Origin of the sequence: Roseomonas sp. FDAARGOS_362 (assembly GCF_002754815.1) — a bacterium.
GTDB lineage: Bacteria > Pseudomonadota > Alphaproteobacteria > Acetobacterales > Acetobacteraceae > Roseomonas > Roseomonas mucosa.
Window position 1 is genome coordinate 3,610,181 of the sequence record NZ_CP024588.1, and the last position, 12,485, is coordinate 3,622,665.

Annotated in this window: 13 protein-coding genes; 9 read left to right on the forward strand and 4 right to left on the reverse strand. The window is 71.0% G+C overall.

Going from position 1 to position 12,485, the window contains the following annotated elements:
* Positions 1–68 precede the first annotated feature (68 nt).
* The 5 genes from CTJ15_RS20880 to cdd all read left to right on the forward strand — a co-directional run bounded on the left by CTJ15_RS20880 (position 69) and on the right by cdd (position 5,193).
* Positions 69–1,073: a BMP family protein gene (locus CTJ15_RS20880; RefSeq protein ID WP_019460236.1), complete on the forward strand. Its 1,005-nt coding sequence runs from the start codon at positions 69–71 to the stop codon at positions 1,071–1,073.
* A 95-nt stretch (positions 1,074–1,168) separates the two neighbouring features.
* On the forward strand, positions 1,169–2,704 hold the full coding sequence (locus tag CTJ15_RS20885; protein ID WP_019460237.1) for an ABC transporter ATP-binding protein: 1,536 nt from the start codon (positions 1,169–1,171) through the stop codon (positions 2,702–2,704).
* Complete coding sequence (locus tag CTJ15_RS20890) at positions 2,701–3,804, forward strand: ABC transporter permease (RefSeq protein ID WP_075821906.1); 1,104 nt, start codon at positions 2,701–2,703, stop codon at positions 3,802–3,804. The genes CTJ15_RS20885 and CTJ15_RS20890 overlap by 4 nt, the downstream gene beginning before the upstream one ends.
* A 13-nt stretch (positions 3,805–3,817) precedes the next feature.
* Positions 3,818–4,783 carry an ABC transporter permease gene (locus tag CTJ15_RS20895; protein WP_171979048.1) on the forward strand — a complete coding sequence of 322 codons (966 nt, stop codon included), beginning with the start codon at positions 3,818–3,820 and terminating at the stop codon, positions 4,781–4,783.
* A gap of 2 nt (positions 4,784–4,785) precedes the next feature.
* A complete protein-coding gene (cdd, locus tag CTJ15_RS20900; RefSeq protein WP_019460240.1) occupies positions 4,786–5,193 on the forward strand; it encodes a cytidine deaminase in 408 nt (135 codons plus the stop codon).
* On the opposite strand, the gene CTJ15_RS20905 is transcribed toward cdd, so the two are convergent.
* Complete coding sequence (locus CTJ15_RS20905) at positions 5,183–5,899, reverse strand: nucleotidyltransferase family protein (protein ID WP_216348603.1); 717 nt, start codon at positions 5,897–5,899, stop codon at positions 5,183–5,185. The two genes, cdd and CTJ15_RS20905, sit on opposite strands and share 11 nt — an antisense overlap.
* A gap of 78 nt (positions 5,900–5,977) precedes the next feature.
* Between CTJ15_RS20905 and CTJ15_RS20910 the strand changes: the two genes are divergently transcribed.
* Positions 5,978–7,456: a M81 family metallopeptidase gene (locus CTJ15_RS20910; protein ID WP_075821903.1), complete on the forward strand. Its 1,479-nt coding sequence runs from the start codon at positions 5,978–5,980 to the stop codon at positions 7,454–7,456.
* A 52-nt stretch (positions 7,457–7,508) separates the two neighbouring features.
* On the opposite strand, the gene CTJ15_RS20915 is transcribed toward CTJ15_RS20910, so the two are convergent.
* Positions 7,509–8,738, reverse strand: a complete 1,230-nt coding sequence (locus tag CTJ15_RS20915) for a polyhydroxyalkanoate depolymerase (RefSeq protein ID WP_075821901.1) — start codon at positions 8,736–8,738, stop codon at positions 7,509–7,511.
* A gap of 266 nt (positions 8,739–9,004) precedes the next feature.
* Here CTJ15_RS20915 and CTJ15_RS20920 point away from each other — a divergent pair, with 266 nt between their 5' ends.
* Positions 9,005–9,652: a glutathione S-transferase gene (locus CTJ15_RS20920; protein WP_226946017.1), complete on the forward strand. Its 648-nt coding sequence runs from the start codon at positions 9,005–9,007 to the stop codon at positions 9,650–9,652.
* Positions 9,653–9,754: 102 nt separating this feature from the next.
* On the opposite strand, the gene CTJ15_RS20925 is transcribed toward CTJ15_RS20920, so the two are convergent.
* The gene (locus CTJ15_RS20925; protein ID WP_075821899.1) at positions 9,755–10,345 is read right to left on the reverse strand and encodes a hypothetical protein; all 591 of its coding nucleotides are present in this window, start codon (positions 10,343–10,345) and stop codon (positions 9,755–9,757) included.
* 199 nt (positions 10,346–10,544) lie between these two features.
* Between CTJ15_RS20925 and CTJ15_RS20930 the strand changes: the two genes are divergently transcribed.
* Positions 10,545–11,096: a nucleoside 2-deoxyribosyltransferase gene (locus CTJ15_RS20930; RefSeq protein ID WP_075821898.1), complete on the forward strand. Its 552-nt coding sequence runs from the start codon at positions 10,545–10,547 to the stop codon at positions 11,094–11,096.
* Positions 11,097–11,187: 91 nt separating this feature from the next.
* Here the strand turns inward: CTJ15_RS20930 and CTJ15_RS20935 are convergent, their stop codons facing one another.
* Complete coding sequence (locus tag CTJ15_RS20935; RefSeq protein ID WP_075821897.1) at positions 11,188–11,466, reverse strand: DUF3072 domain-containing protein; 279 nt, start codon at positions 11,464–11,466, stop codon at positions 11,188–11,190.
* 118 nt (positions 11,467–11,584) lie between these two features.
* On the opposite strand from CTJ15_RS20935, the gene CTJ15_RS20940 reads away from it, so the two are divergent.
* Entirely contained in the window at positions 11,585–12,436 is an 852-nt protein-coding gene (locus CTJ15_RS20940; RefSeq protein ID WP_075821908.1) for a uroporphyrinogen-III synthase, read from the forward strand.
* The last annotated feature ends 49 nt before the right edge of the window (positions 12,437–12,485 follow it).

Below are 12,485 nucleotides of genomic sequence, written 5' to 3' on the forward strand. Positions count from 1 at the left end.
CCCGGCCCTCGCGCCCCGGCCATGTCCTGTTTCCCATGAACCCGCCCGAACGAGCGAGGACCCTGCCCATGCGACGCCTGCTGCTGAGCGCGCTCTGCGCCCTTCCTGTGATGGCCGCGCTTCCCGTGCTGGCGCTGGCCGAGGAGATCAAGCCCGCCATCGTCTTCGACATGGGCGGCAAGTTCGACAAGTCGTTCAATGAATCCGTCCATAACGGCGCCCAGGCCTTCACCAAGGAGACGGGCATCGAGGTGCGGGAGTTCGAGCCGCAGAACGACACGCAGCGGGAGCAGGCGCTGCGCAACCTGGCGCGCCGCGGCCAGACGCCGATCGTGGCGGTGGGCTTCAACCAGGCGAGCGCGCTCAAGACCGTCTCGGCCGAGTTCCCGAAGCTGCATTTCGTGATCCTCGACACGGTGGTCGAGGCGCCGAACGTGCAGTCGATCGTCTTCCGCGAGGAGCAGGGTTCCTACCTCGCCGGCATGCTGGCGGCGCTGCGCTCGGGCACCGGCAAGGTCGGCTTCGTCGGCGGCATGGACGTGCCGCTGATCCGGAAGTTCGCCTGCGGCTATGGGCAGGGCGCCCGGGCGGCGAACCCGAAGGCCGAGGTGTTCCAGAACATGACCGGCTCCACGCCCACCGCCTGGAACGACCCGGTGCGCGGCGCGGAGCTCACGCGCTCGCAGATCGAGCGCGGCGCGGACGTGATCTTTCAGGCCGCCGGCGCCACCGGCCTCGGCGTGCTGCAGGCCGCCGCGGATGCGGGCAAGTACGGCATCGGCGTGGATTCCAACCAGAACCACCTGCATCCGGGCCATGTGCTGACCAGCATGGTCAAGCGCCTCGACGTCGCGGTGCAGAAGGCCTTTCAGGAGGCGCGTGAGGGCCGCTTCAAGCCCGGCACGCGCGTGCTGGGGCTGGAGGATGACGGCATCTCGCTCGCCTTCGACGACAACAACGCGAAGATCGTCACCGCCGAGATGCGCGCGAAGGTGGACCAGGCGCGGCAGGACATCGTGGCCGGCAAGATCAAGGTCCATGACTACATGACCGACAATTCGTGCCCGAACTGAGCGGGGACCGCCCCGGGACGATGGCCGGGGCCGCGCCCGGGAGAGTCTCCGGGGGAATTTCCAGGAGAATTCCTGGGGCGCCCGCCATCGAGCTGGTGGCGATCAGCAAGCGCTTTGGCGCGGTGCAGGCGAACCGGGCGGTGGACCTCACTGTCCACCGCGGCGAGATCCACGGCATCATCGGCGAGAACGGGGCCGGGAAATCGACGCTGATGTCGATCCTGAACGGCTTCTACACCGCCGATTCCGGCCACATCCTGGTCGGCGGGCGGGAGGTGCGGATCGCCACCAGCGCCGATGCCATCGCCCTCGGCATCGAGATGGTGCACCAGCACTTCATGCTGGTGGAGAGCTTCACCGTGCTGGAGAACGTCATGCTCGGCGCCGAGGGCGGCGCCCTGCTGGCGAAGGGTCGGGCCAGGGCGCGGGCGGAGCTGGGGCGGCTCGCCACGGAATACGGGCTCTCGGTCGATCCGGACGCGCTGGTCGGCGATCTGCCGGTGGGGGCGCAGCAGCGGGTGGAGATCCTCAAGGCGCTGTACCGTGGCGCCGAGGTGCTGATCCTCGACGAGCCGACCGGCGTGCTGACGCCGCAGGAGGCGGACGACCTGTTCCGCGTGCTCCGTGCGCTGCGGAGCCAGGGCAAGACGGTGCTGCTGATCACCCACAAGCTGCGCGAGATCATGGCGGTCACCGACCGCGTCTCGGTGATGCGGGCTGGGGAGATGGTGGCGCACCGGACCACGGCAGAGACCTCGGTGGAGGAGCTGGGCGAGCTGATGATCGGGCGCCGGCTGCGGCGCGACCGTTCCAAGCCGCCGGCGCGGCCGGGGCCGCTGCTGCTGGAGGTCGAGGGGCTGGGCCTGCGCGATGCCGCCGGGGTGGAGCGCCTCGCCGATGTCAGCTTCGCCCTGCGTGGCGGCGAGATCCTCGGCGTCGCGGGGGTGGCGGGCAACGGGCAGAGCGAGCTGCTGGAGGTGCTGGCCGGGATGCGTGTGCCGGGCTCGGGGCGCATTCGGCTGCGGGGAAAGGACATCTTTCCCGGCGCGATGCCCGGCCCGGCGGAGATGCGCCGCCGCCGCGTGGCGCATGTGCCGGAGGACCGGCTGAAGACCGGGCTGGTGCGCAGCTTTCCGGCGATGGATTCCGCGATCCTGGGCTATGAGCACGATCCCGCCTGGCGCCGCGCCGGGCTGCTGGACCCGGCGCGGATCGAGGCCCATGCGGAGCGGCTGATGCGCGAGCACGACGTGCGGCCGGTGGCGCCGCGGCTGCGTTCCGCGCTCTTTTCCGGCGGCAACCAGCAGAAGCTGATCATGGGGCGCGAGATCGGGCGCGACCCGGAGCTGATCCTGGTCGGGCAGCCGACGCGCGGGGTGGATATCGGCGGCATCGACGCGATCCACGCGCGGCTGCTGGCGGCGCGGGCGGCGGGCAAGGCGGTGCTGCTGGTCTCGGTGGAGCTGGACGAGGTCCTGCGCCTGTCGGACCGCATCCTGGTGATGTGCGGCGGGCGGGTGATGGGCGAGCTGCCGGCGGCGGAAGCCGACGAGGCGGTGCTCGGCCTGATGATGGCGGGCGCCGCGCGCGGGGACGGTGCGCGGGGCATGGGGACCGGAGGAACGGCATGAGCGGAGGCACGGCGGCGGAACTGCCGCGCTGGGCGGATCTGGTGCTGCTGCCGCTGGTGAACCTGTTCCTGGCGCTGCTGGTGACGGCGGGGGTGATCCTGGCGGTGGGGCAGCCACCGCTGGAGGCGCTGCGGGCGCTGGTGCTGGGCAGCCTCGGCTCCTTCGACGCGCTGGGCTACACGCTCTACTACACGACCGACATGGTCTTCGCCGGGCTGGCGGTGGCGCTGGCCTTCCAGTGCGGGCTGTTCAACATCGGGGGCGAGGGGCAGGCCTATATCGCCGGGCTGGGCGTGTCGCTGGCGGCGCTGAACCTGGAATTCCTGCCCGCGCCGCTGCTGGTCCCCGTGGCGATCCTGGCGGGCGCGGCCTTCGGGGGCGCCTGGGGCGCGGTGCCGGGCTGGCTGCAGGCCTATCGCGGCAGCCACATCGTCATCACCACCATCATGTTCAACTTCCTGGCCGCCTCGCTGATGGTCTACCTGATCGTGGACGTGCTGATCGCGCCTGGTTCCATGGCGCCGGAAACGCGCGAGTTCACCCAGGCGGCCTGGCTTCCCAAGCTGGGCTTCCTCGGCTTCTCGCCCCACGTGCCGGTGAACCTCGCCCTGCCGCTGGCGGCGCTCTGCGCGCTGGCGGTCTGGCTGCTGGTCTGGCGCACCCCCTGGGGCTACGGCGTGCGGGTCTCGGGCGTCAGCCCCGCCGTGGCCGCCTATGCGGGCATCGATGCCCGGCGGCAGATCGTGCTGGTCATGGCGCTGTCCGGCGCGCTGGCCTCGGGCGTCGCGGTGAACGAGCTGCTGGGGGCGCAGCACAAGCTGCTGATCGGCTTCACCGGCGGCTACGGCTTCACCGGCATCGCGGTGGCGCTGATGGGACGCAACCATCCCTTCGGCGTGGTGCTGGCGGCGCTGCTCTTCGGCGCGCTGACCCAGGGCGGGGCGGAACTGGCCTTCGAGATGCCGGAGGTGCCGGCGCAGATGGTGATCATGATCCAGGGCCTCGTGATCCTCTTCACCGGGGCGCTGGGCAACCTGTTCCGCCCGGCCCTGGCGCGTCTGCTGGCGCCGCGCGCGGCCCTTCCGGCGGAGCGCGCCTGATGGGGGAGCTCTGATGGAGGAGCTGGTCCTCCCCATGCTGGCGGCGACGCTGCGCACCGCGGCGCCGCTGATCCTGGCCGCGCTGGCGGGGCTGTTCACCGAACGCTCGGGCATCGTGGATGTCGGGCTGGAGGGCAAGATGCTGGTCGGCGCCTTCGCCGCCGCCGCCACGGCGGCGGTGACGGGCGACGTGCTGCTGGGCCTGCTGGTGGCCATGGCGGCCTCGCTGGCGCTGGGGCTGGTGCATGGCTGGGCCTGCATCACCCTGCGCGGCAACCAGGTGGTCTCCGGCATGGCGATCAACATCCTGGCCTCGGGGCTGACGGCGGTGCTGGCGCTGGCATGGTTCCGGCAGGGCGGGCAGACGCCGCCGCTGCCGGCCTCGGGACGCTTCCTGGGCATCGCCCTGCCGGGGGCGGCGGCGCTGGCGGATGTGCCGGTGCTGGGGCGATTCTATGCCGTGGTGGTCAGCGGGCAGACCCTGCCGACCTATCTCGCCCTGCTGCTGGTGCCGCTTTCCGCCTGGGTGCTGGGGCGGACGCGCTTCGGGCTGCGGCTGCGCGCGGCGGGGGAGAACCCGGCGGCGGTGGACACGGCGGGGATCTCGGTGTCCGGGCTGCGCTATGCCGGGGTGGTCATCGCGGCGCTGCTCTGCGGCATCGCCGGGGCGACGATCGCCACCGCGCAGGGGGCGGGCTTCGTGCGCGACATGGTGGCGGGGCGGGGCTTCATCGCGCTCGCGGCGCTGATCCTGGGCAAGTGGCGGCCGTGGCCGATCCTGCTCACCTGCCTGGGCTTCGGTCTGCTGGATGCGGTGGCGATCCGCCTCCAGGGCGTGCCGGTGCCGCTGATCGGCAGTTTCCCGGTGCAGGCGGTGCAGGCGCTTCCCTATCTGCTGACGGTGATCCTGCTGGCCGGCTTCGTCGGGCGTTCCGTGCCCCCGAAGGCGAGCGGGACGCCCTATGTGAAGGAACGCTGAGCATGTCCGGTCCCGATGATCTGGTATCGGCGGCGCTGGCGGCGCGGGGGCGGGCCTATGCGCCCTATTCCCGCTTCCAGGTCGGCGCCGCGCTGCGGACGGAGGACGGCGCCGTCTTCGCCGGCTGCAATGTCGAGAACGCCGCCTTCCCCGAGGGCACCTGCGCTGAGGCCGGGGCGATCGCCGCCATGGTGATGGGCGATGGCAGCCGGCGCATCGCCGAGGTGGTGGTGGCCGCCGAGGCGAAGGAGCCCTGCACCCCCTGCGGCGGCTGCCGGCAGAAGCTGCGGGAATTCGGCACGGCGGAGACCACCGTGCGGATGGTGGATGCGGCGGGGAAGACCGTGCTGCTGCGGCGCCTAGGCGAGTTGCTGCCGGACAGTTTCGGGCCCGGGAGCTTCATGGGGTGAGCGGGCCTCCCTTTGGGCCCGGCTCGGCGATGCTCAGCCAGGGCCAGCGGGCGCGGTAGGATTCCGCCTTGCGCCGAAACAGGTCGTGCCGGTTCCCGCTCAGCGGGTTCATGCGCAGGATGCCGGCCTCCAGGTCGCCGAAGCCGTCGGGGGCGTGGACCGCGCCCGTGGCGGCCTCGATGCCGATGCAGGTGCAGGCGACGAGGTAGCGGCCGATCCCGTCGCGGGCCGAGGTCAGGCGGGGATAGGGCGAGCCGAAGCGCTGCTCGTACCAGAGATGCACGCGGGCCTGGTTCTTCACCTCGATCACCGCGCCCATCCCGTCGCGCAGGTCGCGCGTGGCTTCCGCGACGCGCCGGATCACGGTGTCCTCGGCCTCCCAGGACAGGTCCCGGTCGTCGAAGTAGAAGACGTCGTAGTCCTTGACGCCCTGGCCGGCGGGCTGGCCGGAGCGATGGTTCCAGACGGCCTGGAACAGGCAGCCCGCCGTCAGGAAGCCCTGTGGCAGGCCCAGCGCCGGCAGGCGCTCCAGCAGCGCGGCGTTGACCGGGTTGGTCGAGATTCGGGCCAGGAAGGATCCGGCGGAAGCGTCCGCAGAGGGAGCGGAGAAAAACCGGGGCGATACCGGTCCAGCATGAGGCGAGTCTCTCCCCGGGGACAGGACTGGCGGCCGATCTGGCGGAAGAGGGCCGCGACGGACGGAAATGGCGTCCCTGCACTATGGTATATCCGGGCGATGGCCGGGGATCATGCCGCGCCGTGTATCTCCGCCCGAGGATTCGCCATGCGCATCTTCTCCGCTTGTCTGGCCCTGGAAACCAACACCTTCTCGCCGATGCCGACGAGCTACCGGAACTTCCTGGACCAGCAGGCCTGGCAGCCTGGCGAGCATCCGGCTGAGCCGACCATGCAGACGGCCGCCTTCTGGGTGACCCGTCGCCGTGCGGCGGCCGACGGGTACGAATTCATCCCTGGTTCCTGCTTCTGGGCCATGCCAGGCGGGATGGCCGGCCGCAGCGCCTATGAGCGGATGCGTGAGGAGATCCTGGCGCAGCTTCGTGCAGCGCTGCCCGTCGATGCCGTGGTGCTCGGCCTGCACGGCGCGATGGTGGCGCAGAACTATGACGACTGCGAAGCCGACCTGCTGGAGCATGTCCGCCGCATGGTCGGTCCGGAGGCGGTGATCGGCGTCGAGCTCGACCCGCATTGCCACCTCACCGTCCGGCGCTGCGAGATCGCGGACATCATCGTCCTGTACAAGGAGTACCCGCACACCGATTTCGTCGAGCGTGGCGAGGAACTGCTCGACCTGGTCCTGGCGACCCTGCGCGGGCAGATCCGCCCGGTGATGTCGCTCTGGGACTGCCGGCTGATCGCCTCCTTTCCCACCACCGAACAGCCGATGCGCGGGCTGGTCGACCGCGCGATGGCGCTGGAAGGCCGGGCGGGCGTGCTTTCCATTTCGCTGGGCCATGGCTTCCCTTCGGGCGACGTGCCGGAGAGCGGCGCGCGGGTGCTGGTCGTCACGGATGATGCCAAGCCTGTGGGCGACCGCCTGGCCCGCGAGTTCGGCGAGGCCATGGCCGCGATTCATGCCCACCCCGCGAAGCGCTTCCTGGAGCCGGCGGAAGCGGTCGCCGAGGGGCTGCGGCTTGCCGCGACGGCGGAAGCGCCCGTGACCATTGCCGATACCTCGGACAATGCCGGCGGCGGTGCTCCGTCGGACAACACCACATTCCTGCGCCTGCTGACCGAGGGTGGCATCGCTGGTGCCTCGGTCGGACCGATCTGGGATCCGCTTGCGGTCCGCCTGGCCTTCGACGCCGGGCCCGGCGCGAGGATGCGCCTGCGGATCGGAGGCAAGGCCTGCTGGGCCTCGGGGCAGCCGCTGGATGCGGAGGTGGAGGTCCTGTCCTGCGTTCCCGAGGCATATCAGAGCTTTGCCGGCGGGCCGGTCGATCTCGGGGATGCCGTCGGGATACGCACCGCGACAGGGGTTGGTGCCGTGCTGACGTCCCGGCGCCGCCAGGCGATGGGCCATGACCTTTTCTCGAACATGGGAATCGACCCGCTCGGCGAGCGGCTGCTGGTGGTGAAGTCCAACCAGCATTTCCATGCGTCCTTCGCGCCGATCTCAGCCACGGTGCTCTACGCGACCGGCGACGGGCTCCTGGCCACGGATTACCGCCGCTATCCCTGGTCGAGGGTGGCCCGCCCGATCCGGCCGTTGGATACGGAGGTGGAGGGGCGGCTGCTCCTGTGAACCTCGCACCTCCTCCCGGCCCGCATCGCCGTGGCGCGGGCGGTGCCCGGCGTCAGTTCGTCGTCTGGATCATCTCGCGCACCACCGGATAGATCTCGTTCGCCCAGCGGCGGCCGTTGAAGACGCCGTAATGGCCGACGCCGGTCTGCAGGTGGTGGCGCTTCATCGTCACGGGGATGCCGCTGCACAGGTCCAGCGCCGCCATGGTCTGGCCGATGCCGCAGATGTCGTCGTTCTCGCCTTCCACGGTCAACAGGGCGGTGCGGCGGATCGCCTCCGGCCGCACCTTCCTGCCGCGCCACTGCATGGTGCCGCGCGGCAGCTCGTTCTCCTGGAAGGCGGAACGGACGGTCTGCAGGTAGAATTCGGCGGTGAGGTCCATCACCGCGAAATACTCCTCGTAGAAGCGCCTGTGCGCCTCGGTCGCGGCCAGCGCCCCGGCGGCGATGTTCTCGTACTGCGTGGCGAAGGCGCGGGCGTGCCGGTGCAGGTTCATCGACATGAAGGCGCTGAGCTGGGTCGTGCCGGGATAGACGCGCCGCCCATGCCCGGCGAAGCGCCAGGGCACGGTGTCGATCAGGCTGCGCTCGAACCACTCGATCGGCCTGGACTGGGCGAGGCGGTTGACCCCGGTGGGATTCCGCCGCGTGTCGATCGGCCCGGCCATCAGCGTCATGGAGCGCGGCTGGTGCCGGTTGCGGGCCTGCGCCATGACCGCGACGGCGGCCAGCACCGGCACCGCCGGCTGGCAGACGGCCAGGACATGGGTGGGCGCACGCTCCTCGCCGCCCATCTCCTCCAGGAAGCGGATGATATGTTCGATGCAATCGTCGAGGTCGAAGCGCCCGGCTTCCAGCGGCACGTCGCGGGCATTGGCCCAGTCGGTGATGTAGACGTCGTGGTCCTGCAGCAACACCTGCACCGTGCCGCGCAGCAGGGTGGCGAAATGCCCAGACATCGGCGCCACCACCAGCACGCGCGGCTGCGGCAGGTCGCTGTCCTTGCGGAGATGCAGCAGCCGGCCGAAGGGGGTGGCGAAGACCTCCTCCTCTTCGATCGCCACCAGGGCATTGCCGGCCCGGACGGGAGCGAGGTGGAAGGCCGGGCGCTTGTGGGTGACGCGGAGCTCGGACAGGACCTCCAGCGCCGCCGAGGCGCGGCGAAGCAGGGGTGCCCCCGGCTGCAGCGGATGCAGCGGGCGCAGCAGCGGCGCCAGCCCATGGGCGAGGCCCTGCCAAGGGGCAAGGAGATCGGTCCCGAACTGGTAGAGCGCGTAGTTCATGGGTCCGATCGGTCTCCGCGCTGGACCATGGGCCGGGCCGGGGCAGGCTGCACCCGCCGGAAGGGTTTGCTGCGACGCAGCATATAGCAGCCGCACCGGAACGCCCAGGCGAAACGCATCCCGGCGGAACGGAACGCGGGGCGGGGCCGGTTGCGGCCGGTGCTGTCGGCCCTGGGAAGCGCGCGATTCCCTGGCGGTGCCGAAGTGCCTAAGCTGTGTGGTGTCGGATTCAGGACCGGAGGCCGGGTGCCATGGCGGATGCCAGATTGCTGATCAGCAGTCGCAACTATTCCTCCTGGTCGCTGCGCGGCTGGCTACTCTGCCGCCTGGCGGGGCTGGAGGTCGAGGTTTCCGTTGCGGCGGCGGACGATCCTGTGGCCCGGGCGGAACTGCTGATGCGCTCCTCCTCCATCCTGCTGCCCTGCCTGATCCATGGCGAGGTCACGGTCTGGGACACGCTGGCCATCGCCGAATACCTGAACGAGACCTTCCCCAAGGCTGGTCTGCTGCCGGAGAACCGGGCGGCGCGGGCACGCAGCCGCTCGATCTCGGGGGAGATGCATTCCGGCTTCTCGGCGCTGCGCTCCTCGCTGCCGATGAACCTGCGGGCGCATGTGCCGGACTTCACACTGTGGTCGGGGCCGAAGGCCGATATCGATCGAATCCTGACGATCTGGAACGAGTGCCTGGAAAAATGGGGCGGGCCCTGGCTCTTCGGCGCTCGGCCCGGAATCGCCGATGCCATGTACGCGCCGGTGGTGACACGCTTCCTGACCTATGGCGTCCGCCTGGACGGCGCCGCGGCTCGCTATGCCGACACCATCATGTCCTGGCCGGACATGGCCGAGTGGGTCGCCGCCGCGAAGGCCGAGCCCGAGCATGTCACGGAGCTGGACCTGGAAGCCGAGTTCTGAACCAACCGGGGCCAAGGCGGGGCGTATGTCCCGTCTGGCACCGCCCTGTCCCCGGCGGCCCGCCACGAAGCGCGATGCGGCCCGGGAAGGCCGGCACCCGTATCAGGTCCCGGCGGCACCCATCCTGGCGAGCAGGGCGCGGACCCGGTCGGGCGGCAGCGAGACCACGACCGGCCGCGGGCCATTGAGCCGGAAGCGCAGCGGCTGGTTCACCGCCGCGGCCGCCCGCAGGTCCACCTCCGGGATGAAGCTGGCCACGGTTTCCGTGTAGAGGCAGCTCCGCCCCGAGGGGCCCTGGCCGCAGCGCAGCGTGTGGTCGATCTCCCGGATCGGGGCGGGGGGATGGTTGGCGATGCTGATGCTGTCGAAGCGCTGTCGCCCCGGGCCGGCATAGGTCACCTCCACCGTGGCGCGGAAGACCCTTTCCCGTGCGTCCTGCCTCGCCCGCCCGGCGCCCAGCGCGGTCAGGACGCGGGGCAGGGGTGGGCCGTCCGGGTATTCCTCGATCCTGGGAGTGACGCTGTAGACCAGGAAGGGCTGGCCCGGCTCGTCCGTGACCTGCACCGAGACCGGCTCCTGCGGCGGCAAGGGCTGGCCCGGCACGATCGGCGGCTGCGGCGTGGCGCAGGCGGCCAGCAGCAGGGCCAGGCCAAGCGGTGCGGATGCCGGGAAGACGCGGGTGCGGGGGGCCATCCAGGATCAATGGCACCGGTGCAGGGCTCGCGGCAAGGCGGCTCGCGGCCACCGGGTCCGGGACGGGGCGGAGTGCCCTTCCGTCGGGGCGGCACCCAGAGGGGGAAGGCGGCGGCCTGCACCGAGGGAGGACCGATCCCCTGGACGCCGGGCGGCGCCCGCGCGACAGAAGGGCGGGACAGCCGAGGGAGAATGCGGGATGAGGGCCTATCTGGCCGGGCCGGACGTGTTCCTGCCGAAGGCGCGTGAGCATGCGCGCCGCAAGACCGAGATCTGCGCCCGCTATGGCATCGCCGGGCGCCCGCCGCTGAACGAGGATGCGGAAGGGCTGGCGGCCGAGACAACCTGGCTCGGCATCTATCGCAAGGATGTGGCGATGATGGAGGAATGCGACATCGTGATCGCGAACCTCACGCCCTTCCGCGGTCCTTCCGCCGATTCGGGCACGCTGGTGGAGATCGGCTGGTTCCTGGGGCGCGGCAAACCGATCTTCGGCTATTCGAACAGCGCCAGCCTGTTCGAGACGCGCAGCCGCACACAGGTCGCGGCGCTGCCGGACCCGCTGGAGGGCATCACCATCGAGGGCTTCGGGGCGCCCGACAACCTGATGATCCCTGGCGCGGTGCTGGATGGCGGTGGGCTGCCGATGGTGCTGCCGCCGGATGGACGGGACCGGGCCTTCGATGCGCTGGACGTGTTCGAACTCTGCGTGGCGCAGGCGTCGGAGAAGCTGGGCCTGCGGCGAGGCTAGTCTGGGCGCCTGGGGCGCTGTGGTCCCCCCGGGGCGAGGACGGGGCGTGGGCCAGCTTCCCCCGCTCCATGCCGCCCCGCGGCGATCCGCCCTAATGGTCGCGGCCGCGTCCGGTCTTGGCCTGCAAGGCATCGATCCGCTTCGAGGCGTCCGCCTTGCTGAGCTTCGGGTCGAACTCCTCGCCGGCCTCCTCGCTCAGCGTCTTGAGATAGCTCGCCTGGGCGCCGGTCATCGCCTCGTCGCCGGTGGTCCAGTTGTCCGGATCCTTTACCGTGTTGGAGCCGGGATCGGGATCCGTCTTGGGATTCTCCGCCGTTTCCTGGGCCGCATTTTGGGCGGCTCCGGCGTGTGGACCGTGCTTCTGAGCCATGGATCTGGCATCCTCGTGTTGATTGTTCTCCAAACGTTCGTGTCCGGTCCGGGTTTCGCCGCCTCACCAGGGCACCACCCCGATGCGGAACACCCGACGAGGAATGAAGGAAGAGCCCATGAACAGCCCTGTGGACGGCGAGGCGGGGAACCAGGGCGTGGCCGGGCCACTGGCCGGCCGCCGCGTCGCGGTGCCCGAAACGCGCGAGCTGGAGACCATGTCCCGGATGCTGGAGCGCCAGGGCGCCTCGGTGCTGCGCTGCCCGCTGGTCGCCATCCTCGACCTGGAGGACACGGCGCCTGCCGAGGCCTGGCTGCGGCGCTTCATCGACACGCCGCCGGACGACCTGATCCTGCTGACCGGAGAGGGACTGTCGCGCCTGCTGGGCGTGGCGGAACGGTCCGGGCTGACGGAGGGCTTCCGTGCCGCGCTGCCCGGGGTGCGCCGCATCGTGCGCGGGCCGAAGCCGACGGCCCGTCTGCGAAGCCTGGGCCTGGGGCCCGACATCTCCGCGGCCACGCCCACCACGGCCGGGGTGATCGCCGCGCTGGAGCCTCTGCCGCTGGAGGGGCGGCGCATGGCGGTGCAGCTCTATCCCGACAATCCCAACGAGGCGCTGCTGGGCTTCCTGCGTGACCGCGGCGCCCGGCCCGATCCGGTCGTGCCCTATGCCTATGCCTCGAAGGAGGATGACGGGCGTGTCCTGGCGGTGATCCGCGAGATGGCGGCGGGGGCGGTGGACCTGATCGCCTTCACCTCCTCCCCCCAGGTGCGGCGCCTGCGCGAGGTGGCGAAGGCCAGCGGCGAGGAAGCGCTGCTGGCCGAGGCCCTGGCCCGCACCCGCATCGCCGCCGTGGGCCCGCTGGTGGCGCGGGCGGTGGAAGAGGCTGGCGGCCATGTCGCCATGCAGCCGGGCGAGAACTTCCACCTCAAGCCGATGGTGGGCGAGATCGTCGCGGCGATCGGCTGATCCGGAGGGACGGCTGCCCCTGGGCACCGCGGCCGGTGCCTCCCGTTCC